The following is a 25,122-nucleotide window of genomic DNA, read 5'->3' as shown; positions in this document are numbered from 1 at the left end:
CAAGTACAAGCATCCATTTCGGTCATGACAAAAACTGCACAATTTCAATCAAATCCTGCAATTACCTTCCCAAGTACCTAAAAAACCTGACCGGCATGTACTATACTTCAATTCTTTTTCTCCGGCACCTTTGCTCCTGCTTTCCGTGCTTCCGACAAGCCAATGGCAATGGCCTGCTTTTTTGAAGTTACCTTTTTGCCCGAACCCGTTTTAAGCTTTCCTTCTTTTTGCTCGTGCATGGCTTCCTCCACTTTTTCTCCTGCTTTTTTTGAATACCTTGCCATCATTTCAGGATTTAAGTCACGAATGGTTTATATTAACGATTGTTGCCGGGTTTAAGTTGTCAGTAAACCCGTTACAACAAATCTTGTACCAAAGAACCGCAATCAGTGACAAAAAGAATTGCAATGCACTTTATAACAAGCCATTTATTCCCATGAAACCATCTTTATTGCTAACCGGATTACTGGTTCTTCTTACAAGCCTCCTGCATACTTATGCGCAGCAGCCGGATTTGTACTTACTGAAAAATGCCACCATTATAGATGGAACTGGCACGGCCTCCAAAGAAAATCAGGATATCCTGATCAGAGGCGAGCGCATTGAAGCCGTCGGAAACGGGATTAAAGCGGATGGAGCAAAAGAAGTCAGCCTGAAAGGCAAAACTGTCATTCCGGCGATCATTTCTGCTCATGCACATATCGGAACGCTTAAGGGAACAACTTCCTCGGCCGAAAATTACACGCGTGAAAATATATTCAGACAACTCAGAAAATACCAGGATTATGGCGTCAACTCCATACTGGTGATGGGAACGGACCGTCCGCTCATATTCAATGGTCTGCGCGATTCCACAGTCGCCGGACTGTTGCCCGGGGCACGTCTGTTTTCAGCAGGATACGGTTTCAACACGCCCGATCCTTCGCCCGGCTCGTGGATGAACCTTTTGCAAAGGCCCGCCACGCCGGAGGAAGTGCCGGCCATGATGGACAAACTGGTTCCGCTGAAACCGACTGTCGTGAAAATCTGGGTGGATGACCATGGCGGCAATGCACAGAAAATGAAGCCCGAAATTTATACCGCCATTATCCGGGAAGCGCACAAACGAAACCTGCGCGTGGCAGCGCATCTGTTCTACGCCGAAGACGCACGCGCGCTGACCGAAGCCGGCATCGATATGATTGCACACAGCATTCGTGACAAAGTAGCGGATGAAGATCTTCTTGCAAAAATGAAACAGCATCATGTAACCTACATTCCGACCCTGTCGCTGGACGAATATCAGTTTGCCTATGCCGGCAATCCCGACTGGATCAATGATGAATTTTTTAAAGCTTCACTCGAACCCGGCGTTTTTGAAATGATCACCGATAAGGCTTATGCCGAAAAAATCAGAAACTCACCGGATTATGAAAAGAACATGGCGGCATTTAAGACAGCATCCGAAAACCTGAAAAAGATATTTGATGCCGGCATCACCGTGGCATTGGGAACGGATTCGGGCGCCTTTCCGGTAAGAACACAGGGATTTACGGAACATCTGGAAATGGAACTGATGGTGCGCGCCGGGCTTACGCCCTTGCAGGCCATTATGCTGGCCACGTTAAATGCAGCCAAAGCGTTGAAAATCGATCCTGATTACGGCAGCATTCAAAAAGGCAAAAAAGCGGATCTGATCATTCTGAGCGACAATCCGGAAAAAAATATTAAAAACACGCGTAAAATCGAATCGGTCTGGAAAGACGGAAAGGAAGCGAGCAAAGGGCCTTTGAAAAAGTAAAAACACATGTAAAGATGAGTATCTTGAATATAAAACCGGAAACGTTCCTTTTCAGCGACGACGGAAAAATCCCGAACAGCAAATTCCCTCTGGTCGTTTATAGAAATGCATTTTCTGAAAGGTCCTTGCAAGGTGCCGCCTGGATCGAACAAAGATTTGAAAGCAACAATTGGACAAATTCATGGCGTAACGGCGTATTTTCCTATCATCATTATCACAGCATTTCACACGAAGTGCTGGCCGTTTATGCCGGAAATGCCTTGCTGCACATGGGCGGTGAAAAGGGAGAAAAAATAACGGTCAATGCCGGCGATATCCTGATTATCCCCGCGGGTGTCGGTCACAAAAAACAGGATGCTTCTGCGGATTTTGCCGTTGTAGGCGCTTATCCGAACGGCAGCGACTATGACATTTTGAGAGGTGAGCCGGGTGACAGGCCAAAGGCCCAGCAAAATATTGCACGTGTACCGATGCCTGAACTGGATCCGTTATACGGCAAAAGTGGTGAATTATCAAAAATCTGGATTTAACCTGATCCGAAACAGCATGTAAAAATGAACATTGAATTCAAAAGACTGGACCATATTATGCTCTGCATTCCGGAAGGAGCAGAAAATGCAGCAAGGGAATTTTACGGAAATATTTTAGCACTGGAAGAACTTACAGACCTGGGTTATCCGCTGCCAAACGGAGCCATTTGGTTTCAGATAGGTGATATACAGTTGCACATCCGGGCTGAGAAAAATACTGAATTGTCGCAAAGGCATCCTGCTTTCGAGATAAAAAACCTTGAAAGCGCACGCTACTTACTCGAACAGCACGGCATTGCCATCCGAAACGACAGCCCGATCCCCGGCAGAAACCGCTTTTCATTCCGTGACCCGTTCGGAAACCGCATTGAACTGATTGAAATGGTTTGAAGAAAAAGGAAGGGAAAGAAGGAGGAAGGAAGTTAACATTTTCGGTTATTGATTGTCATGAGGTTGTCATGGCGTGTCATGAAGTTGAAATGGATTGTCATGAGGTTGTAATGGGTTGTCATGGATTGTCATGAATTGTAATGAGGTTGTTATGGGTTGTAATGGATTTTTATTTTGGTAAAAAAGAGTGTTTTTAGTGAGTCATGAACGGGTTCTTTTACTGCCTCTAATTGCGAGATAACAACCCCCTGACCAAAAATGACAACTTCATAACCATAAACAACAACCTAATGACTAAAAATGGCAACCTCATGACCAAAAGTGACAACCTCATGACCAAAAGTGCAACCTCATGACCAAAAGTGAGATGCCATTTTCCACGACAGAGCACTTATCTCCGCCGGCAAATACGCCAACGCTGCCGCAAGCACTTATTTGAGGTCCATATTCTGCAAAAAATCGTATTTGGCAAAAGTAATCCTAAATTTGCAGCGCGTTTGCAGAAGACACCGCCGATTTATAATGCTTAAATTTTTTTACCGAATCCTGATCCTTATTGTTCTGCTTGCAGGAATTGCTGAGATTGTATTGAGAGTAAAATACGGATTCTGCAACTCTCCGCTTTACATTTCCGATCCGGATTTTGAATATGTCTATGCTCCGAATCAGGATGTCAAACGTTTCGGCTATGCACTGCGCACCAATCGTTTTTCCATGCGAAATGAAGAAGTTTTGCCTACGGACAGCCTGGTTATCCTGCTGATCGGCGATTCGGTTGTGAACGGCGGAAGTCTTACGGATCAGGACAGCATTGCTTCGACCATCATGGAAAAATGGTTTTTACGCGATTTCAAAACAAGGGTCCGGGTGCTGAATATTTCTGCGGGTTCATGGGGGCCGGACAACATTGCCGCATACCTTAAAAAGTACGGAACGTTCCAAGCAAAACTGATGTGTCTGGTGACGAGCAGCCATGACGCGCATGATATCATGTCGCATCAAAGCCCGGTCGGTATCGACCCCGGAATGCCCGACAAGCAGTACAAAGTGGCATTGTATGAATTATGGGACCGTTACGGATGGATGTTTTTTTATTTTTACGACACGCTGTTTTCTTCGCCAAAAACGGATCAGAGTCAGCAAAACAATCCGCCGGACTCCACCAAAACGGAATCCGTCAAACAGACGGAACTGAACAATGCCGGCATCCGGAAGCCCGGACTTGTTTTTAATCCGGGTTATGAACAGCTTTACGAACTGGCGCGCGAGCAATCCATTCCGCTGTTCATTTATCTGCATCCCGAAATTTCAGAAATAGAATCCGGCCGTTTCAATGATCAGGGTGAGGAAATTATTGATTTTGCCAGGAGCAGAAACATCCGTTTGGTCAATGAATTGCAGTTGGGCATCTCCACAAAACTGTACCGGAATATGGATGTGGTGCATTATAACAGTCAGGGGCAGGTTTTTATGGCCAATAACCTGTATCCGTTGTTTCAGGAATACCTTAAATTTAAAAGATAATGCGTATTCTCATCATTCACAATCAGTTATGGGCGCATTACAAATCAAGGCTGTTCAGTGAAATATACAGTTCGTTGAAAGAAAAATATCCGGAAAGCGCTTTCCTTGTTGTGCAGATTGCCTTGTACGAAGCAAGCCGCAGTGCCATGCAAAGCGACGAAAGCATTGTTTACGATTACCCGTATCAAGTACTTTTCAGCCGCAGCCTTGATTCCGTTCGTTTCCCGGAAAGGCTGAAATCGCTTTTCAAAGCTTTCCACACATACAAACCGACGGTCCTGAATATTACCGGTTATTTTGACTGGGCGCAGGTGCTATTGATGTTTTATGCCCGAATGCGCGGTGTAAAAGTGGTTTTGTCTTCTGAATCTTCGTCCGCCGATCACAACCGCTCCGCCCTGAAAGAACGGTTGAAACGTTTTATTGTAAACCGGGCAAATGCATTCTTTTGTTTTGGCAAAACCTCGGCACAATATCTGGAAAGTCTGGGCGTAAATCCGGCCACTATTCTGGTACGCAACGCAGCAGTTATTGATGAGGAAATAATAAGAACGCGGTATGATCTGGCAAAAAAGCAGTTCGGCAATGAGCATTTAATCCGAAAATTCATTTTTACCGGCCGGCTTGCTCCTGAAAAAAACCTTTCCTTGCTGATCCGGGCATTTTATAACGTCCAGCATACCGATTCGGGTTCATGGCAATTGCTGCTGGTCGGTGACGGACCGGAGCGGGATTTACTCGAAAATTTAACAAGAAGTCTGAACCTGGCCGATAAAGTGACTTTTGCAGGCGGATTTCCGTGGTATAAAGTGCCCGAATGGCTTGCCAAAAGCGATGTGCTTGTACTGCCGAGCAAATCGGAGCCGTGGGGCTTGGTTGTGAATGAAGCGATGACGTGCGGCATGCCCGTTCTGGTTTCGGATAAGTGCGGATGCGCAGCCGACCTGGTGGAACCCGGAAAAAATGGTCTTACTTTTGATCCCGAAAATCAGTCAGCACTGGAAGAAGCCATGCGTTTTTTTATGCAGAACCCGGACCGGATCGTACCCATGGGAAATGAATCCATGAAGATGATTGCGCCTTTTTCGTCGAAGCACGTTGCTTCCCGGATGGCTGACTGCTACAAAAGCCTGAGCCGGAAAGGTTAAAAAGCTAAAACTTACAGATACTGAATTCAAGCATGCGGATTTTAAATATATGTGCATATACATGGGCAATCGGAGGTCCCGCCCGGATTATTTACGATCATACCAGTGAAGTAATCCGGCAGGGACATTCGGTGGACATCCTGAGCCCGATGACGCCGGGCGAGAAAATGTACCCGGTTCCGGAAGGCGCCCGGCTTATTGCCTGCGCACGCACTACGCCTGTAAGCGATATTTACCGCGAGTTTTCTCTGGACATGTATAAATACCTGAAAGCGCATATCGGCGAGTATGATGTCATTCATATGCATGGCATCTGGCATTTCGGAAGTCTGGCTCCGTTTCTGATTCCTAATAAAGCGGTGAAGGTAATTACGATTCACGGGCTGCTGGACAAATGGGCCGTGGCGCACAGCAAATGGAAAAAACAGATTGTTACCGCACTTTATCAGAAAAAACTGCTGGGAAAAGCAGATCTGATCCAGATCAACAATACGGATGAAGAAGAAGATGTGATCCGCTATCTTGGTTACAGGCCGGCCAACATGGTGATCGTACCCAACGGCATGAAACTTTCGGAATACAGCCAGCTTCCGCCAAAAGGGCTTTTCCGTTCCAGGCACCAGATCCGGAAAGATCAGCAGATGATTTTGTTCATGGGAAGACTGAATATCAAAAAAGGACTTGACCTGCTTCTGCCTGCATTTCTGGAAATTCATAACAAGCTGCCGGAAACCATTCTGGTCCTGGCCGGGCCGGATGACGGTTACAAGCAGGAAACCGAGGATTTTATCCGGAAAAATAATTTGAGCGAACGTGTCAGGCTTGTCGGTATGCTTACGGATACCGACAAAAAAGAAGCACTTTCCGATGCCGATCTTTTTGTTCTGCCGTCGTATTCGGAAGGATTTTCCATTGCAGTGCTGGAAGCCATGGCCTCAAAAGTACCCGCGCTGGTTTCTGACCGGGTCGGTTTCGGCGACTACATCCGCCGCTGCAATGCTGCTTATCTGACGCCGCTCAGCAGCCAAGGTGTTGCAGAAGGATTTCTTAAAATATTACAAGATCATGCATACGCTCAGGATATCGCAAATCGGGCATATCAGATGGTATCTGAAAATTTTGACATACAAGTTGTAGCCAACCAGTTATTGGAAGAATACAAGAAAGTTCAAAAAAGTACGTAACTTTGAAAGGTTCAAGCACCAGCAATTGGCCATTTTGTCCTGTCTAACATTGGGTATGATCGATTTATCCGTCATCATTTTAACACACAACGAATCAAAACATATCGGGCGCTGCATCAAAAGCCTGCTTGCCGTGACGGATAAAATTTTCATTGTCGATTCCTTTTCCACAGACGATACCGTTGTCCTTGCACGCAGTCTCGGCGCTACTGTAATCCAGAATCCCTGGGTTTCCTACTCTTTTCAGTTTAATTTCGGTATCCGGAACAACCCGTTCAACACCCGCTGGCTGATGCGCATGGATGCGGATGAATACATTTCCGCCGAGCTTGCCGATGAACTGAACAATACGATCAACAGCATTCCGGAAGACGTATCGGGTTTGTATGTAAAAAGGCGCGTGATGTTTATGGATAAGTGGATCCGCCGCGGCGGCTATTATCCGATATGGCTGCTCAGGATCTGGAGAAACGGGCACGGAACATGCGAGGAACTCTGGATGGATGAACACATCAAGCTCAGCAGCGGCAGTACGGCACAGCTTCAGAACGACATTGTAGATCACAACCTGAACAATCTGACCTGGTGGACGCAAAAACACAACAATTATGCGATCCGTGAAGTCATTGATCTGCTTAACATCAAGTATAATTTTGATAACAAGGAAACCGTTACACCCGGCTTTTGGGGAAGTCAGGAACAGCGTACGCGTTTCCTGAAAATCAAGTATGCCGGCCTGCCTTTATTTACAAGGCCGTTCATTTATTTTGTTTACCGCTACCTTATCAAAGCCGGTTTTCTGGATGGCGTCAAAGGACTGATCTGGCATTTTCTTCAGGGATTCTGGTACCGGTTTCTGGTCGATGCCAAAATCTACGAGGTTTATTACAAGGCGGGAAAAGACAAGCAGCAAATTATTTCACATTTCAGGACAGAGTATGGAAAAGACCTCAAGAACCCAAACCAGTCTGTCCGCGTATAACAACAGCTGGTACCGGCCCGGAAGCTTTCCGAAACAAATGGCATGGTATATGGCTAACCGGTTGTTTTTGAATACGTATTTGCCGTGGCCGATGATTGTCAAAGTTTTTATTTTGAAGTTATTCGGCGCAGAAATCGGAACCGGTATTGTCATAAAACCAAAAGTGAACATCAAATATCCGTGGTTTTTAAGCATTGGAAACAACTGCTGGATAGGTGAAAATGTGTGGATTGACAACCTCACAATGGTGACTATGGAAGCAAATGTCTGCCTTTCGCAGGGAAGTATGCTGCTGACAGGAAACCATGATTATACAAAAAGTACTTTTGACCTGATCATCAAACCGATTACGCTGGAAAGCGGTGCGTGGATCGGGGCGAAAGCCACGGTTTGCCCGGGTGCAAAAGTGGGATCGCATGCAGTGCTAACCGTGAACTCGGTTGCATCAGGCGATCTGGAACCTTATGGAATATATCAGGGAAATCCTGCTAAATACTTAAAAACAAGAAATTTAACGCATTGAAAGTAAGTATCATCACGGTTGTATATAACGGTGCACAAACCATCCGGCAGTGCATTGAATCGGTTCTTGCTCAGGATTTTCCTTCGGTTGAATACATTATCATTGACGGCAACTCGACGGACGGAACGCAGGAAATAGTCCGGTCTTACGGGCGTGCCGTTGCCCGGTTTGTCAGCGAACCCGACAGCGGAATTTACGATGCCATGAACAAAGGCATACAAATAGCATCGGGTGATGTAATCGGAATCCTGAATGCGGATGATTTTTATGCGTATGTTTCTGTTATAAAAGACGTTGTGAATCAATTGTCGGCAGGGAACTTTCAGGCGTGTTACGGTGACTTACAGTATGTTGACGCGTCTGATGAAAACATTGTCAAGAGACAATGGAATTCCGGAAAGTACAGCTCCGGCGCATTCCTGAACGGATGGATGCCGCCGCATCCTACATTTTTTGTCCAAAAAGAAGTGTATGAAAAATTCGGCAAATTCAGGCTTGACCTCGGAAGCGCAGCAGATTATGAACTGATGCTCAGACTTGTGCATAAACATGGAATCAGCATTACTTATGTACCGAAAGTGCTGGTCAAAATGCGGATCGGAGGCGTAAGCAACAGTACGCTGAAAAACAGGCTGGCTGCCAACCGGAATGATCTGAAAGCTTGGAAAATTAACAATTTGCGCCCGAGATTTTACACGTTGTGGCTAAAACCATTAAGAAAGCTGATTCAATTTATTTAATCCGGAATAAATACAACTTGTTCCGATTATTCCAGTAAATTTCGGCAATTGAATTCCGGCCAGATTCAACAACCATAAAACTTATATTACGCTTATTGCAGACACTATGAAATTAGAACTACCTCTTCAGATATTAAGCGAAGGAAATTTCGGCAACATTATCCATCACGACGTTTATCAATGCCTTCTTTCTTTTCTGATTGCCTGTTTTCTTTCCATTATTTCCATTCCGATCATTATCAATCTGTCCAATCTGCTGCACCTGACCGCAAAGCCGGGATTCAGAAGTTCGCATGAAACAGAAACGCCGACACTGGGCGGAATCGCCATTTTTGCGGCAACACTTATTGCCTATTTTCTATGGCCGCATTCCGAAAATATTCTGGATTCCAATCTGATCAGCCTGGCCATGACCGGTGTGATTATTCTGTTTTTTCTGGGCATCAAAGACGATATTCTGGCCGTTGATCCGACCAAAAAACTCATTATCCAGATTTTCGCATCGCTGATTCTGGTGGCAATGGGCAATTTCAAGGTTGATAATTTTTACGGCATATTCGGCATTCATGACGTTTCCGATTTTATCAGCATTCCGCTGACGGTCTTTATTTTCATTGCGATCATCAATTCAATCAATCTGATTGACGGCATTGACGGCCTGGCGGGCGGCATCAGCCTGATTGCCGGACTTGGCTTCGGGATCTGGTTTATACTGAACGACCATTTTTCCTTTGGCTGTCTGGCTTTTGCCATGTCGGGATCACTGCTTGGTTTCCTGCGCTTCAATTTTTCCAAAACCAGCAAAATTTTTATGGGCGATACCGGCTCGCTGATCGTCGGATACCTGCTTTCCATATTCTCTGTCGAATTTCTGACCCTGAATGTAGGTTATCAGCACGACCCGAATGCTTATTTCAATGCGCCGATCATTGTGATGGTTTTGCTTATTGTCCCCATCTTTGATACACTCCGCGTTTTCATTGTCCGTATCTTCAAAGGCGGATCGCCGTTCATTGCCGACAGAAACCACATGCATCACATCCTGATCGACAGCGGACTGAACCATTTCTGGGCTTCGTTCACACTCTGGATGGCCACCATCGTAAATACCACCCTGTTTTTTGCATTTCATGGCGACATAACCAATACGGCCTCGCTTTATGTGTACATCGGTATGTTCGCATCTTATATGATTATTGCCACCGTACTGAAAAGAAGAGTTACCAGCAGGAAAAGAAAAAGAAACCTTGCAAAAAGCCCTTCGTTCAACGACGATACGATTTCCGCTTCCAAGAAGCTGTTCAGAAGACAGTAAAAGCCTGCATTTTCGGCTATTTTTAATATACATGGCCAAATTCATTGCCTTGTATCGAATGTTTGTACCTTAGCATGAAATAATTGACTACAGGTATGAATAAAAAAATCAGAAAAGAAGACGCCTTACACTACCATTCCAAAGGCAGGCCTGGTAAAATTCAGGTGATTCCTACCAAAGAAACAAGCACACAGCGCGACCTTACGCTGGCCTATTCGCCCGGCGTGGCAGAACCCTGTCTCGAAATTGCCGCCAATGTGGAAGACGCCTATCTTTATACGGCAAAAGGCAATCTGGTTGCAGTCATCAGCAACGGAACTGCCGTGCTCGGACTGGGCGATATAGGGCCGGAAGCCTCAAAGCCTGTTATGGAAGGCAAAGGACTTCTGTTTAAAATTTATTCGGACATTGATGTTTTTGATATTGAGCTGAATACCAAGGATGTTGATGAATTTGTAAGAACCGTTAAAATCCTTGAACCGACTTTCGGCGGCGTTAACCTTGAAGATATCAAAGCGCCGGAATGTTTTGAAATTGAAGCCCGCTTAAAAAAAGAACTGAATATCCCGGTCATGCACGATGACCAGCACGGAACGGCCATCATCAGCGCTGCCGCCATGCTGAACGCGCTTGATCTTGTAAAAAAAGACATTGCCGAAATCCGGATTGTGGTTTCCGGTGCCGGCGCTTCCGCGGTTTCCTGTACCAAACTGTATCTCGCACTGGGCGCAACTCCTGCCAATATCGCCATGTTCGACACCAAAGGACATATTCACAACGGCAGAACGGATCTTGGCGAAATGAAAAAACAGTTTGCCACAGACCAGGTTTACGAATCGCTGGAAGATGCCATGAAAGGCGCAGATCTGTTCCTCGGGCTTTCTACGGCTGATATAGTATCCAAAGACATGGTAAAATCCATGGCCAAAGATCCGATTGTACTGGCTATGGCGAACCCGAACCCTGAAATTCCTTACCCGGATGCGGTGGAAGCACGCGAAGACGTGATTATGGCCACAGGGCGTTCGGATTATCCAAATCAGGTCAATAACGTACTTGGATTTCCGTACATTTTCAGAGGTGCGCTGGACGTTCGGGCGACTGAAATCAATGAAGAAATGAAGCTGGCCGCCGTGCATGCATTGGCCGATCTTGCCAAAAAACCGGTTCCTGACATTGTCAACCTTGCCTACAATGAAACCAATATTGTTTTTGGCAAAAATTACATTATCCCGAAACCTGTTGACCCGAGATTGCTGACAACCGTTGCGCCGGCCGTAGCCAAAGCTGCGATAGCAACCGGAGTAGCCCGAAAAGTGATTACGGACTGGGACGCCTACGAGCAGGAACTTTCCAGCAGGCTTGGCCGGAACGAGCAGATTTCAAGAGTCATTTTGAATAAAGCCAAACTGGCGCCCAAAAGAGTTGTTTTTGCAGATGCAGAAAATATTCAGGTGCTCCGCGCTGCACAGCAGGTTCGGGACGAAGGCATCGCTATTCCGATTTTGCTGGGAAACAACGAAACCATTCTGAACCTGATCAAGGAAAGCAAACTGGATCTGGGCGATGTTTCCATTATTGACCCGAGAGCCGAAATAAACGATCATATCGTGGACGTCTATGCCTCTGCGCTTTATGAAAAAAGAAAAAGAAAAGGTTTGACGCCGATTGAAGCCCGCAGGACCATTTATTTCAAAAGCTATTTTGGCTCCATGATGGTGGAAAACGGCGAAGCGGATGCATTCATTTCCGGCCTGACCCGTACTTATCCGGATACGATCCGGCCTGCGCTGCACGTCATCGGCAAGGATGAAGGCGTAAACAAGGTTGCCGGTATGTATATTCTGCTGACACCCAAAGGCCCGATTTTCTTTTCGGATACAACCGTCAATCTTAATCCGACCGTGGATGAAATTGTGGAAATTACGGAACTGACGACAAAGGCCGTTGAACGGTTTAATATTCAGCCGCGCGTTGCGCTGGTTACTTATGCCAATTACGGAAGTGCCGGCGGAGAGGATGCAGAAAAAATGAGAGACGCAGCCGCGATCCTTAAAAAGAGAAACCCGTCCATGATTGTAGACGGTGAAATGCAGGCGCACCTTGCTTTCAATACGGAGCTTTTAAAACAGAACTATCCTTTCAGTGATCTGGTGGACGGCGGTGCGAACACCCTTATTTTTCCGAACCTTTCTGCCAGCAACATTGCCTATAACCTGCTGAAAGAAGCTGCGGAACTGGAAACCATCGGACCTATTCTGTTGGGGATGAAAAAACCCGTTCACGTTCTTCAGATCGGCAGTTCGGTACGGGAAATTGTAAATATGGTCGCCATTGCCGTTGTGGAAGCGCAGATGAAGCAGTAAGATTGGAGCAGAATCAAAAATTTAAAAACCAGCCGGATTTCAAAATCCGGCTGGTTTTTAAATAAATCAGGGTTTCAGCTTGACGAAAGACGGATCGTACAATTTTAAATGAATTTGTTTGAGTTTGGTTTCAGGCATTTTGATCACCTTTCTGTCATACGTCATCAATCCGTTTATTTCCACTTCCACGTCTGTAGTCTGCGTGTAAACGGCAGCAGACAACCCTTTCCGGATCAATGGCTCGAAGCGTCCGATGAATGATTCGTATTTGTTGTAAAGTTCTTCCGGATTTTTAAAACTCTGATAGCCCCAGTTATCTTTCTGCTGCCACGTATGCTGATCTACAGGCAAGCCCAGTCCGCCGAATTCACCCAGCACAATAACCTGTTTTGCACCGAAAAGATCAGGTCTCGGCATGGCCGGTGCTGGATAATTATGCAGGTCCATAATGTGTCCTACAGGAAAGAAGTTACCGCCGCTTGCGCTGTTCACCAGTCTGCTCGGATCGTATTGCATTGTCCAGTTCGTAATTTCTTCGGTCTTGAACTGGCCCCAGGCTTCATTGAACGGAACCCACACAACGATGGAAGGAAAATGGTAATTCGCGTCCATGATCGCTTTCCATTCCGTTTTATACATTTGTTCTGATTCAGGCGTACGTTCCTTTTCCGTTTCATTTCCGGTTATTCCGGGATGCGGTTCCCAGTTGTTGCCCAAGTCGCCGCTGGGCATATCCTGCCAAACCAGCATGCCGAGTTCGTCACAGTAACGGTACCATCTTGCCGGCTCCACTTTTACATGTTTCCGGATCATGTTGAAGCCCATTTCCTTGGTCTTGATGATATCAAATTTCAGCGCTTCGTCCGTAGGAGCAGTATAGAGCCCGTCCGGCCACCAGCCCTGGTCCAGCGGGCCGTACTGAAACAGGAATTGATTGTTCAGCATCATGCGCTGTACACCGTTTGCGTCCGGCTGCATGGATATCTTACGCATGGCAAAGTAACTCTTCACTTCATCCATAACCTTTCCGTTCCGGGTAATGCTTATCGTCAGATCGTATAAAAACGGGCTTTCAGGCGACCACAACTTCGGATTGGCGATATTGAGAACGGCATTGGAGCCGGCTTCAAATTCCTGTTCGGCAACGGTTGCGGAACCATCCGAAGCCACGATCCTGATCTTATCACCGGACGCGGCATTGGCGATGTCCGTCTTCACCGTCAGCGTTTGCTTGTCCACATTGGGCGTTGGTTTGATGCCTGCAATGTAACTGGCGGGAACCGTTTCCAGCCATACCGTTTGCCAGATTCCCGTTACGGGCGTATACCAGATACTATGCGGGTTCTTGATCTGCTTGCCGCGCGGCTGCGGTCCGTCGCTGCTCGGGTCCCACACACGCACACTGATTTCCTGCTGTTTTTTCTTCGTCAGCAATGCGGTTATATCCAATGAAAAAGGATCGTAGCCGCCCTGATGGGAACCTGCCGGCTTGCCGTTTACAAACACATCGCATTTCCAGTCCACCGCACCGAAGTGAAGCAATACGCGCTCATTTTTCAGTTTCGGATTAAAATCAACCATACGCTGATACCACAGAATACTGTCTTTCCCGACTGTTTTTCCAACGCCGGACAAAGCCGATTCAACGGCGAACGGCACCAGAATCTGACCGTCGAAAGTTGCGGGCTTTGCATCCGTTTCACTTTTCGGCAAGATGGAATAGTTCCACAAACCGTTGATGTTCATCCAGTTTTTGCGCACCATTTGCGGTCTGGGGTATTCGGGATGCGGATTGGATGCATTTACTTTTTCGGCCCATTGTGTTACAATCTTTCCTTCAACGTATTTCCATTCAGCGGGCTTTTGCGCAAGTGTGCCTTCATTGAAAAACAAGAGCACAGCACCAATTAATAGCAGTATTTTTTTCATTAAAAATTCAGGTTATTGAAAAACAGAACTCGGTATTATTCATAAAAGGTCGGTTTCAGATGGCTCTACTGTCATCTTGGTTAATCGGGAATGCATATATATGCCTGATTCAATCCACAGGCAAGGTTAAAGGAATTTCAAAGTTTCCTTGCTAGATTTGGTTATCACTCCATTTAATCCATAATTCATGAAAACGCTTTACTCTGTTTTTCTCGCCGTTTTAGTTTATATGCCGGTTTCAGCACAAGACTATTCAGATAAAATCACACTGGCCATTCATGGCGGCGCCGGAACCATTACACGTGCCAATATGACGCCGGAAAAGGAAAAAGCATACAAGGAAGTGCTGAATACGGCATTGCAGACCGGCTATCAAGTGCTGAAAAAAGGAGGAACAAGCGTTCAGGCTGTGGAAGCTACGATAAAAGTGATGGAAGATTCGCCGCTTTTCAATGCAGGAAAAGGCGCCGTATTTACCAATGAAGGGAAAAATGAGCTGGATGCATCCATTATGGAAGGCAAAACGCTGAAAGCCGGTACCATCGCCGGTGTAACAACCATCAAAAACCCGATCAGTACGGCCATAGCGGTGATGGAAAAGTCACCGCATGTGATGATGGCCGGCAAAGGAGCAGAAACTTTTGCCAAAGAACAGGGTCTTGAAATTGTAGACCCGTCGTATTTCTATACCGAATCCCGGTTCAAAGCATTGCAGCGCGCCAAAGAAGAGGAAAAAACGGAACTGGACCATAATGCAAAAGAGGAAAAAGAAGTAAAAAAAGGCCCTAAAACCGGCGCACTGGAAGAAAATGAACTAATCTTTACAGAAGGAAAAAAATTCGGTACGGTCGGCTGCGTTGCACTGGACAAATTCGGGAACCTTGCGGCAGGAACTTCCACCGGCGGCATGACGAATAAAAGGTACGGACGCATCGGCGATGCGCCGATTATCGGTGCCGGAACGTATGCCAACAATGCAACATGCGCCGTTTCCGCGACCGGGCACGGCGAGTTTTTTATCCGTTCCGTTGTGGCTTACGATATTTCTGCCCTGATGGAATACAAAGGAATGTCGCTGAAAGATGCAGCCCACGAAGTAGTGATGAAAAAGCTCGTGGAGCGCGGCGGCGAAGGCGGTATCATTGCTTTGGACCGGCACGGAAATGTAGCCATGCCGTTCAACAGCGAAGGCATGTACCGCGGTTTTATCAAAAATGACGGTAAAAGCGAAATACTGATTTACAAGGATTGATTTGGCTCAGGATTTGTACATTTGTTTATTGCCCTGTCAATACAAAATGATGCTATCCCAACGTTCTGATCTTAGCAATGTCACTTACCGATTCCTTTTTAATTATATGAAATCAGTTTACAAAATATTCTTATTTCTGCTGCTGCTCGGCCCTGCCGCCTATGCAACGCATTTACAAGGAGGCGAAATTATGGCTTCGCAAGTAAGCGGCCAGACTTACAACATCAAGGTTCGCCTTTATCTCAACACTGAGAACGGAGCGCAGGCCTCAGAAGCGCAAAATGCAGTAACCGTTTGTTTTGGCGATGGCAACACCAAAGATTTTTCCAGAATTTCCATTACGCCGATTCCCGGGAACAACAAAGTAGTGGTTGCTGAATACGACGGCCAGTATACTTACCGGGCTGCCGGCATGTTCCAGATTTCCGCCTCAGTGGATAACAGAACGGGAAATCTGCTCAATTTATACAATGCACAAAACACTTCCATGTTTCTTTGGACCGTTATCGACACGCAGGTTGGCAATTCCACGCCTGTGTTTCCTTATCTGGTATTTGAAGCCGGCGTAAAGCAAGTATTTTCACTTGATCTGAAACCTTCGGTAAAGGATGCGGACAGCGTAACGATCCGTCTTCCAAAACTCAGCAAAGCATCGCCGGGAACCTGCGGCGTGCGGATGGAAGACAAAACGTACATGTACCCGAATGAAGTCAGTGCAAGCGGAACTTTCAAGGTAATCCCTGCTGAAAACAAACTGGTTTGGCAGGCACCGGAACATGTCGGATCCTATGTTTTCGCCATGATTGCGGACGAATGGCGAAACGGAGTCATTATCTCGCAATCCTGTCGTGAAGGCATTATTGAAGTTTTGGACAAACCCGGCCCCGTTGTAGACATTCCGCCTTACGAAGCAGCGGGTACAAACGGCGGCCCGATTACATCCGTTCCCAATCCGGATGCTCAGGAAATAGCCATATCCATTGAAGCTTACCCGATTCCTGCCGACAAATTTATTACTGCCAGAGTTTACAGCCAAACGCGTTCCGTTATCAAACTGCAGCTTGTGGACCTGAACGGCCGGACACTTCGTCAGATAGATTCCAAAGTTCCTGTTATTCAGTTGGAAGGAGAATTTGACCTGAGTAATCTGGCAAGAGGACTTTATTTGATTCGCGCAGCTAACGACAAGGAATCCGTAACCAAGAAAATTGTTCATTAATCCGAATTATTTCGGTTCCGTTCATGGTAATTACATTAAAATAACGTCATTGGTATAAAGACTGCTTACCGGATTCATTATGAAACAGCTTTTATCATAGGTTAATTATAATGAAGAAAAACGGCTGATCCTGAGATTAGCCGTTTTCTTGTTTTTTAGCTGTTGCTTTTAGCTATTGGCTGTTTGGCTGTTAGCTATGTATGCTGATTGTTGGTTTGGCCGGAAATACTCCATTTAGTTTCCAAGCTCTCCTGCTCCGCTGGCCACATCAATGGACGTCACCTTATCCTGAAACATCAGGCTTTTAAGCAGCATTTCCTTGATCATCGATAAGTGCGTGTAAGTAATCATATGACCGGCATTGTAGAGAAAAATATACTGCGCGCGTTTGCTTTGAATGTGCTTTTTGGCAAAGTCAATGTTGGTCGGATCGGCAATCCAGTCATTTCCCCCCTGAATGACGGTTGTAGGGATATGCAGATTTTGCCAGACGGGAATAAGTTTTTTCAGTTCGTCGGAATGGCTGTATTTTTCCGCAGTGGCCGTATTGAATTCACCGGGAAGAAAAAGCTGGATAAAGGCATTTTTGCCCCATTTCGAAAACCAGTAAAACCTTTCTTTTTCCGGGTCAATGACGGGCGAAACCATAATCAGTTCCTTTACCTTGTCCTGCACCAGAGAAACGAGCTTGGCGGCTATCGGCGCGCCGTATGACCTGCCGAGCACTGTTACTTTTTCCTTGCTTTTATTAAGGTCAAATACGGGAAGCAAAGCGTTGGCCTGTGTAGCAATGGAAGTTACATGACGGCGTTTTTTCAGTTTTGATTTCCCGTATCCTACCCGATCCACCGAAACGATGTGAAAATGCTTCTGGAGATCTTCATCGTCCATAAGGTTCATATAACCCCATAAAGATCCCGGTGCCCCGTGTATAAGCAGCAGCATAGGCAAGGTGTCGGCACCTACGCTGGCTATGCAAAGTGAAAGTGTGTCATTCTGAATGAGTTGTTCTTTGGGCTTGACTTTTTTCAACGAATAGTGCTTTCTTACCTGTTTGGCCGAAATAGTATATCTTGAAAAACAGGACGAAAGCGATACGGATACAAGCAAGATGACAACGACAGACCGAAATGATTTAAAACTTAGCATATAACTTACAAAATGTTACTGTATTTTATAACTTCACAGGATATTTGAATATACGGTTTTATCCTGTAAAAAGTAAACGCTGGCTGCCCTTTTTGCAAAGAAGCAGCAATTATTAAATTTTTCCGGCTAATTATTTGTTCAGTGTAAAAAATCAGTGCCAGATATCATTGCGACTGCGTAGGTCTAACTCTTAATGTTAATGACAGCCAACCACCAAGAATTTCTTCAGCGCCTGAGCAGGCAGAATGAAACCTATATTTATAAGTTGCCTTCCCGGCATGACGCCGGCAAATTCATTCAGGATCTGATTAATTTCTTGTTCCCGATCAGTCAGGATTGCCCGAGCTGCCCGAACAAGGATCTGGCTGTAAAGTATGCGGATCTCCGAAACAGTCTGGCCTGCATGCTGCATCCTCTGCAGCCCCAGCTGGAACAAAGCAGTGAAGAAATACTTGATTGTATATTTTCCCGGATTCCGGAAATTTATGAAATGCTGTTGCTGGATGCCCGTTCCATTACGGACAACGATCCGGCATCGGTAAGCATTGAAGAAGTAATTTCAGTTTACCCTGGTTTTATGGCGATTGCCACTTACCGTTTTGCACATTTGTTTGCTGTTTGCGGAATCCCGCTGCTGCCCAGAATGCTGACAGAATTCGCACATAGCCAGACGGGCATTGACATTCATCCGAATGCAACCATCGGACATTCATTTTTTATAGATCACGGAACCGGTGTTGTGATCGGTGAAACGACGCATATCGGCAACAATGTAAAATTGTACCAGGGCGTAACGCTCGGCGCCACACACGTATCTAAATCCCTTGCTTCCAGCAAACGCCATCCCACCATTGAAGACAACGTAGTTGTTTATGCCAATGCAACCATTCTGGGTGGCGATACTGTTATTGGCCACGACTCCGTTATTGGCGGCAATGCATGGCTTGTAAAAAGCGTACCTCCACATTCCCAGGTTTATCACCAGAGTAAAATAGAGATACGCCAGCAAACCGTTTCGGCTGCTACATAATACTTCGGATAAACCGGCGGATGCCTTCCATATAAACCGGCTCGGCCTGTGGAAATGCATACCTCGGCTGGGTCGTCATGGTGATGCTGATAAAACCGTATGTGAGACACCACCATTCGTAATAGGTTTTGGTGACGTGCTCGCCCGATTTGGGACGCAGACTTGCGATCATTTCCCATACCGGATTTCCCTTGATGCTCATGGCTTCGGAATATACCTTTCTGGAATCGCAGTAAGCACCTTCCAGATTGAACATAACCTGAAAAACTTCCGGGTTTTCAAAGGCGAAATTCCAGATATGCTGCGCGACTTCCACGAGTTGCTTCTGCGGATTGCTGAAATGATTTTTTATTTTTATAAACTCGGCCTGAAGAAAGTTAAAACCTTCCACCCGTATTTCTTCCAGAAGCTTGTCTTTACTCTCAAAATATTCGTACAGAATCGGCGGGCTGTATTCGATCACTTCGGCTATTTTCCGGATTGAAACCGCAGTCCATCCATCTTCACGGGCGATCACCTTGGCTGTCTTAACGATGTCAGAGCGTACCTGAATTTTAACCCGCTCTCTTCGTTCCACTATTCCCATGCTTTAACGTTTCTTTATGATTGAGTAGAATGAAATGCTTTCAAATATAAACATATACTCCTTATTGCTCAAGAACATACTGCCGTACCGAGGTCAGAGAATTATTTCCGTAACACGGCCCGTCAGCAAGACACACGTACTAAATCTAACAGTAAAAAATTTATTTTCACTGAAAAAACGGTTTAAAAAGTATAATTTTTATTCTGTTTTTTTTGCGGGGCCGCTTTTTTCCAGCTTTTCTACCAAACGGTAATTTACATCCTGGGCACGCACTTTCACACGTGTATCATCGGGTAATTTGAGGTTGTTCTGATAAAGGTCCAGCCGTACGGACTTCTGATTGTCATTGACGTAGTTTCGCAGGACGGTACGCATCTGGCTTTTCAGGTTTTCATCCAGGATGGGAAAACAGATGTCGATGCGGCGGTGCAGGTTGCGGTGGGTCCAGTCGCAGGAAGAAAGGTATATTTCATCGTTGCCGCGATTGGCAAAATGAAAAATCCTTGTATTCTCGATGTAGCGGTCTACATGCCGGCTTACGACAATATTATCGCTGATGGAAGGAAGCCCGGAAATCAGGCTGCAGCTTTCGCTTACAATAATCTGAACGGAAACACCAGCCTTTCCGGCCTGATATAATTTATCAATCAGCGTATGATCCTGAAGCTGATTGATTTTAATGGTTATAAATGATTTGAGCCCGGCATTGCAGCTTGCAATTTCACGATCAATCAGATTGATGATTCGCTGCTGTAAGGTAAACTGGGTTACGAATAAATAATTGAACGGCAGATATTTATACTTTTTAGGTTCGTCCTGCGTGGACAGATACCCGAAAAGCAGTTCCAGCTCGTTTGTCAGTTCGCGGTTACTTGTCAGCAGCGTATGATCCACAATTTCGCGGCTGGTCATCCTGTAAAAACCGCCGGTTCCGAGCAATGCGTAACGTTCCCATCCTTTTTGTACTTTCCTTTTGACCAGCGCCATTTTCGCGTGGACTTTCAATCCCGGAATGCTGATGATGATCTTGATGCCGGCATCACGCATCTTTTTTGACCAATGCATGTTTTCCTGAATATCCAGCTTGCTGTTGAGTTCAATGTAAGTGGTGACGCGTTTGCCGTTTCTGGATGCGCTGATCAGCGAGTTCAGGATAAAGGAATTGGAATTGATCTTGTAAAGCGAAACATGAATTTCCCTTACATGCGGATCAATGGCTGCCTCATTAAAAAACCGGATAACCGGCTCGTAGGAATGATACGGCAAATGCAGCAGATGATCCGATTTCTGAATCGACTCAAATACAGATCCCGTATCATCCAGTCCAGGATTCTGTACAGGTTTCTGATAAGGATAATCCAGCCGTTTGGAAAGTGCGGGAAAAGAAACAAGTTCCTGCATGTAAATATAATGGCCGCGCTCGTGAAACTCATTCATCGGAACGGCTGCCTTCCGCATCAGATATTCACGCATGTAAAGCGGCATGCCCGATTCGTAGTAGTAGTGGGAAGGCAGTACAAAGTTGCGTTTTTCAAGCTGTTTCAGAATGCGTAGCGCGATCGGTGCCGGATATTCGTCTTCAACGGTCAGCTCCGTATTCCTTTCGACACGCAATGCATAACTTTCCAGAATCTCGTATCCGGGAAACAGCAAAGGCAGATTTTCACGGATAATATCTTCCAGAAAAGCGACATGCCGTTTCCCTTCCAGTTCAGGCAGTTCAATGAACCGGCCGAACGGTTCAGAAGGCACGTTCACTGCTGCATACCAGTCTTCCTCCGAATCGCCGGCGGGCTGCATTCTGACGATGAGGTACAAATGCCGGGAATCAAACAACTGCAACTTTGAATTGCGCCTTCCATCCAGAAAAACAGGCTGAAGGTACCTGAACAGTTTATTCACAAAAAACCTGCGTAGAAAAGGCCGGTGTTCGTCTGCAAATGCTTCGCGGTAATACCAGTGGATTCCCTGTTCCTGCAATGCAGGCAGTATCCGGTTTACCAGAATGAGGTTGAATTCACGAAGCTGGTTTTCAACGGTCTCGTAAACATGTTCCAGCAGCGAATCCGGAAAGATATTGAGCTTGGAACGGATATCATTGCTTACTTCGCCCATTGCGAGCAAACCCGGAATGCGTGCACGGAAAAATTCTTTGGTTTCATATGCATACAATCCAAGAAAGCGCAGGCGTTCCCTAACCGGTACGGTATCATCATCGGCTTCCAGCAGTAATCTGTAATTATTCGAAAGCCAGCTCAGATTTGTATCGAAGTAAGGATAAGCAACATCTATCATTGAGTATGGTGAAAAGATTACAATTGTGCTACAATATAAATACATTTGGCGGGTAAGGATATAACTTTGCGTGACAAAAATTAACAATGCATAGTCCGAAGCAGACGTTGTATCCTTTTTTAAAAACATAATTTTATTACTATGCGCTATCAATTATTGGGCAGATCCGGATTGCGTGTTTCAGAAGTTTGCCTCGGAACAATGACTTTTGGAACCGAGTGGGGATGGGGAGCAGACAAACATGAAAGTTTTAAAATTTTTGAAACCTTTGCAAGCGCAGGCGGAAATTTTATTGACACTGCAAACCGATATACAGAAGGCTCCTCGGAAAAATATGTAGGGGAATTTATTGAAAGTGACCGTGACCACTGGGTACTTGCGACAAAGTTTACGCTGAAAGACCGGAACAATGACCTGAACTACGCCGGCAATCACCGCAAAAACCTGATGCGTTCCGTTCTGTCCAGCCTGAAAAGACTTAATACCGAATACATTGATCTGCTTTGGGTTCACTTGTGGGACAATACAACGCCCGTGGAAGAAGTAATGAGAGGACTTGACGATCTTGTTTCGCGCGGACTTGTTCACTATGTCGGGATTTCCGATACGCCTGCATGGATCGTTTCACAAGCCAACACAATTGCCGATTTCCGGGGCTGGAATGCGTTTGCCGCGATCCAGTTTGAATATTCACTGCTGCAGAGAACGCCTGAAAGAGACCTTATTCCAATGGCCAGGGCACTGGACCTTGCCGTAACGCCTTGGGGAACGATCGGCGGCGGCGCGCTCACCGGAAAATATTTACGGGGCGAAGCCGGGCGCGTTCCGGACGACAGCGCCAGACGTAATGAGCACAGCAGCCTTATTGCACAGGCCGTTGTGGAAGTTGCAAATGAACTGGATGTCACGCCTGCACAGGTCGCCATTAACTGGACGCGTCACCGCAATCAGGTGATGATTCCGATTATAGGCGCTTCCAGAGAAAAACAATTAATAGATTCTCTTGGCTGCCTGAACTTCACTATTCCTGATGCTATGATTCAGCGGTTAAATGAAGTCAGTAAAATAGAACTCGGGTTTCCGCACGAGTTTCTCAAATCGGACGGCGTCAAGGAAGAAGCCTTTGGCGGATTGTTTGAAAAACTCGATAATCACCGCGGCTAAAATTCCTCCGGCCTTCAAATCAAAGCATACAGCCAGGTTTGAAGGCCGTAGGAATTACTTTATCTATTTGCCCCATTTTTCGGGCGCCAGCCGCCATGCACTCAGGCTTTCCAGCTGGGTACTGTCAATATAATGATGTTCAAGAGCCGTTTCAATCAATGCATTGTAATTGCTGATGGCATCCAGACGAACATTTTTTTCCTTGAAATTTTTTTCTGCTACTTCAAAACCGTAAGTAAAAATAGCAACCATTCCCGCTACTTCTATGCCGGCTTCGCGCAAAACGTCCACGACTTTGAGCGAGCTTCCACCTGTTGAAATCAGGTCTTCAACGATGATAACCGATTGTCCTTTTTCCAGTCTGCCTTCAATCTGATTGCCCATGCCGTGCTTTTTGGGCTCCGGACGCACATAAGCAAACGGAAGTTCCAGTAATTCTGCCACCAGCGCGCCTTGTGCAATGCCGCCGGTTGCCACTCCTACCACGGCCTGAACGTCCGGATAGTTTTCCCTGATTATTTTTGCCAGCACTTTTTTAATGAAAGTTCTGGTATCCGGAAAGGACAAAGCAACTCTGTTGTCGCAATAGATGGGTGAAAGCCATCCCGAACTCCACTGAAACGGGTTTTCAGGTCTTAATTTGATGGCTTGCGCTTCAAGCAGCAATTCTGCAATTCTTTTACTGGTGTCCTGGTTTTCTGGCATTTTAGTCTTCGGATTCTTCTTGAATATTGTGGTTAATCAGTAATAACTTGTCAATGCGGCTTCTGTCCATATCCAGGACTTCAAACTCAAAATATTTCCATTTGAATTTTTCACCGGTTTTGGGGATATTTTCCAGTATATGCAGCACAAAACCGCCCAGCGTATTGAAACCTACAAGTTCACGCCTCTCTATATCGGTCATATTGATACTGAAATACTGAAGAAAGTTATCGAACGGCAACTGTGCATCAATCAGGTAACTTCCGTCTTCCCGCTTGACGATTTCCGTGGCTTCTTCCACATCTTCTGAAATATCGCCGACGAGCGCATCCATGATGTCATGCATGGTCAGTACGCCGAGCAATCCGCCGTACTCATCCACAATGATCCCGAAATATACGCGCTGTTCCTTGAATTTTTCCAGCGCCTGATAGGCACGGTTGCTTTCCGGCAAATAGACCGGATCTTTGACAATCGCGTTCAGATTGGCCATTTGTGCTTCAATATCAGTCGCAATGAGATCTTTCACATACACAAGTCCGACGACATTGTCAACGGTATCCCGGCAAACCGGATAAATGGAATGCCGCGATTCAAAAATTTTGGCCTTGTTTTCCTCCACTGTATCTTCCAGGTCCAGCCACACTATTTCTTGCCGGTTCGTCATAAGCGATGTTACTCTTCTGTCGCCGAGCTGAAAAACATTGTGTACGATTTCCTGTTCAATTTCTTCAAAAACACCGCCGGAAGTTCCTTCCTGAATAAGGCTTTTGATTTCCTCTTCGGTAACCGAACTTTCACTCGGCTTGATGTTCAGGACTTTAATAATCAGGTCACTTGAAAAACTCAGCAAAGCAATAAACGGAGCCGTAATGGTTGAGAGCAGGTTCATCGGGCGCGCCATAAACCTGGAAATCGCTTCCGGATTCGCCATTCCGATCCTTTTCGGCACCAGCTCGCCCAGTACAAGCGAAAGATACGTGATGATAACCAGCACAGTACCGACCGCCAGCGAATGGCTGTACGGGTTCAGAAAAGGAATGCCGGCTATAAATTTTTCAAGATTGGAAGTAATATTGTCGCCGCTGTACATACCCGTCAGCAGTCCGATCAGCGTAATCCCGATCTGAACGGTTGACAGAAACCGGTTTGGAGAACTGGCGAGGTGCAATGCGGCCTTTGCACTGGCATCGCCATTTTTCGCAGCAGATTCAAGACGGGATTTTCGGGATGAAACGAGTGCGATCTCGGACATGGAAAAAACACCATTGAGAAGCACTAAAAGCAGAATGATCAGGAGTTCCAAGAACT

General features: G+C 46.0%; 22 protein-coding genes. 15 read left to right on the top strand and 7 right to left on the bottom strand.

The features are described 5' to 3' along the window. Window positions 1-107: 107 nt before the first annotated feature. The gene (locus FEM55_RS12220; RefSeq protein WP_138281593.1) at window positions 108-287 is read right to left on the bottom strand and encodes a DUF6496 domain-containing protein; all 180 of its coding nucleotides are present in this window, start codon (window positions 285-287) and stop codon (window positions 108-110) included. A gap of 149 nt (window positions 288-436) precedes the next feature. On the opposite strand from FEM55_RS12220, the gene FEM55_RS12215 reads away from it, so the two are divergent. The 11 genes from FEM55_RS12215 (at window position 437) to FEM55_RS12165 (ending at window position 12,482) form a co-directional block, all read left to right on the top strand. Next, window positions 437-1,780, top strand: coding sequence for an amidohydrolase family protein (locus tag FEM55_RS12215; protein WP_138281592.1), 1,344 nt, complete (start codon window positions 437-439; stop codon window positions 1,778-1,780). A 14-nt stretch (window positions 1,781-1,794) separates the two neighbouring features. Next, window positions 1,795-2,310 (top strand): cupin domain-containing protein, encoded by a 516-nt coding sequence (locus tag FEM55_RS12210; RefSeq protein WP_138281591.1) that lies wholly within the window; start codon window positions 1,795-1,797, stop codon window positions 2,308-2,310. Between the two features lie 24 nt (window positions 2,311-2,334). After that, window positions 2,335-2,700 (top strand): VOC family protein, encoded by a 366-nt coding sequence (locus tag FEM55_RS12205; RefSeq protein ID WP_138281590.1) that lies wholly within the window; start codon window positions 2,335-2,337, stop codon window positions 2,698-2,700. 522 nt (window positions 2,701-3,222) lie between these two features. Continuing rightward, window positions 3,223-4,224, top strand: a complete 1,002-nt coding sequence (locus FEM55_RS12200) for a hypothetical protein (RefSeq protein WP_138281589.1) — start codon at window positions 3,223-3,225, stop codon at window positions 4,222-4,224. Beyond that, on the top strand, window positions 4,224-5,372 hold the full coding sequence (locus tag FEM55_RS12195) for a glycosyltransferase family 4 protein (RefSeq protein WP_138281588.1): 1,149 nt from the start codon (window positions 4,224-4,226) through the stop codon (window positions 5,370-5,372). Before FEM55_RS12200 ends, FEM55_RS12195 begins: the two co-directional genes overlap by 1 nt. Before the next feature lie 32 nt (window positions 5,373-5,404). After that, window positions 5,405-6,556 (top strand): glycosyltransferase, encoded by a 1,152-nt coding sequence (locus tag FEM55_RS12190; protein ID WP_138281587.1) that lies wholly within the window; start codon window positions 5,405-5,407, stop codon window positions 6,554-6,556. A 55-nt stretch (window positions 6,557-6,611) separates the two neighbouring features. Then, a complete protein-coding gene (locus tag FEM55_RS12185; protein ID WP_138281586.1) occupies window positions 6,612-7,538 on the top strand; it encodes a glycosyltransferase family 2 protein in 927 nt (308 codons plus the stop codon). Next, entirely contained in the window at window positions 7,495-8,061 is a 567-nt protein-coding gene (locus tag FEM55_RS12180; RefSeq protein ID WP_138281585.1) for a WcaF family extracellular polysaccharide biosynthesis acetyltransferase, read from the top strand. The genes FEM55_RS12185 and FEM55_RS12180 overlap by 44 nt, the downstream gene beginning before the upstream one ends. Continuing rightward, entirely contained in the window at window positions 8,058-8,801 is a 744-nt protein-coding gene (locus FEM55_RS12175; protein WP_138281584.1) for a glycosyltransferase family 2 protein, read from the top strand. Before FEM55_RS12180 ends, FEM55_RS12175 begins: the two co-directional genes overlap by 4 nt. 106 nt (window positions 8,802-8,907) lie before the next feature. Beyond that, window positions 8,908-10,116, top strand: coding sequence for an MraY family glycosyltransferase (locus tag FEM55_RS12170; RefSeq protein WP_138281583.1), 1,209 nt, complete (start codon window positions 8,908-8,910; stop codon window positions 10,114-10,116). A gap of 95 nt (window positions 10,117-10,211) precedes the next feature. Beyond that, window positions 10,212-12,482 (top strand): NADP-dependent malic enzyme, encoded by a 2,271-nt coding sequence (locus tag FEM55_RS12165; protein ID WP_138281582.1) that lies wholly within the window; start codon window positions 10,212-10,214, stop codon window positions 12,480-12,482. A gap of 66 nt (window positions 12,483-12,548) precedes the next feature. Here the strand turns inward: FEM55_RS12165 and FEM55_RS12160 are convergent, their stop codons facing one another. Then, window positions 12,549-14,411 carry a glycoside hydrolase family 2 protein gene (locus FEM55_RS12160; protein WP_138281581.1) on the bottom strand — a complete coding sequence of 621 codons (1,863 nt, stop codon included), beginning with the start codon at window positions 14,409-14,411 and terminating at the stop codon, window positions 12,549-12,551. A 187-nt stretch (window positions 14,412-14,598) separates the two neighbouring features. Here FEM55_RS12160 and FEM55_RS12155 point away from each other — a divergent pair, with 187 nt between their 5' ends. Further along, on the top strand, window positions 14,599-15,663 hold the full coding sequence (locus FEM55_RS12155; protein ID WP_138281580.1) for an isoaspartyl peptidase/L-asparaginase family protein: 1,065 nt from the start codon (window positions 14,599-14,601) through the stop codon (window positions 15,661-15,663). A 106-nt stretch (window positions 15,664-15,769) separates the two neighbouring features. Continuing rightward, the gene (locus FEM55_RS12150) at window positions 15,770-16,882 is read left to right on the top strand and encodes a T9SS type A sorting domain-containing protein (protein WP_138281579.1); all 1,113 of its coding nucleotides are present in this window, start codon (window positions 15,770-15,772) and stop codon (window positions 16,880-16,882) included. 234 nt (window positions 16,883-17,116) lie between these two features. Here FEM55_RS12150 and FEM55_RS12145 read toward each other — a convergent pair whose 3' ends face one another. Beyond that, a complete protein-coding gene (locus tag FEM55_RS12145; RefSeq protein WP_138281578.1) occupies window positions 17,117-18,031 on the bottom strand; it encodes an alpha/beta fold hydrolase in 915 nt (304 codons plus the stop codon). Window positions 18,032-18,230: 199 nt separating this feature from the next. Here FEM55_RS12145 and epsC point away from each other — a divergent pair, with 199 nt between their 5' ends. Continuing rightward, a complete protein-coding gene (gene epsC, locus FEM55_RS12140) occupies window positions 18,231-19,061 on the top strand; it encodes a serine O-acetyltransferase EpsC (protein WP_138281577.1) in 831 nt (276 codons plus the stop codon). Here the strand turns inward: epsC and FEM55_RS12135 are convergent. Together FEM55_RS12135 and ppk1 are read right to left on the bottom strand one after the other, a co-directional pair. Continuing rightward, window positions 19,054-19,647: a TetR/AcrR family transcriptional regulator gene (locus tag FEM55_RS12135; RefSeq protein ID WP_138281576.1), complete on the bottom strand. Its 594-nt coding sequence runs from the start codon at window positions 19,645-19,647 to the stop codon at window positions 19,054-19,056. The two genes, epsC and FEM55_RS12135, sit on opposite strands and share 8 nt — an antisense overlap. Before the next feature lie 198 nt (window positions 19,648-19,845). Continuing rightward, window positions 19,846-21,942 carry a polyphosphate kinase 1 gene (ppk1, locus tag FEM55_RS12130; RefSeq protein ID WP_138281575.1) on the bottom strand — a complete coding sequence of 699 codons (2,097 nt, stop codon included), beginning with the start codon at window positions 21,940-21,942 and terminating at the stop codon, window positions 19,846-19,848. A 141-nt stretch (window positions 21,943-22,083) separates the two neighbouring features. Here ppk1 and FEM55_RS12125 point away from each other — a divergent pair, with 141 nt between their 5' ends. Beyond that, a complete protein-coding gene (locus FEM55_RS12125; protein ID WP_138281574.1) occupies window positions 22,084-23,106 on the top strand; it encodes an aldo/keto reductase in 1,023 nt (340 codons plus the stop codon). Window positions 23,107-23,169: 63 nt separating this feature from the next. Here FEM55_RS12125 and pyrE read toward each other — a convergent pair whose 3' ends face one another. Together pyrE and FEM55_RS12115 are read right to left on the bottom strand one after the other, a co-directional pair. After that, complete coding sequence (gene pyrE, locus FEM55_RS12120; protein WP_138281573.1) at window positions 23,170-23,811, bottom strand: orotate phosphoribosyltransferase; 642 nt, start codon at window positions 23,809-23,811, stop codon at window positions 23,170-23,172. A 1-nt stretch (window position 23,812) separates the two neighbouring features. Further along, window positions 23,813-25,117: a hemolysin family protein gene (locus tag FEM55_RS12115; RefSeq protein ID WP_138281572.1), complete on the bottom strand. Its 1,305-nt coding sequence runs from the start codon at window positions 25,115-25,117 to the stop codon at window positions 23,813-23,815. Between the last annotated feature and the right edge of the window lie 5 nt (window positions 25,118-25,122).

Source organism: Dyadobacter sediminis (assembly GCF_005860765.1).
GTDB classification, from domain to species: domain Bacteria; phylum Bacteroidota; class Bacteroidia; order Cytophagales; family Spirosomataceae; genus Dyadobacter; species Dyadobacter sediminis.
The sequence above is the reverse complement of the archived record's forward strand: the minus strand, read 5'-3'. Positions and strand labels throughout refer to the sequence as shown.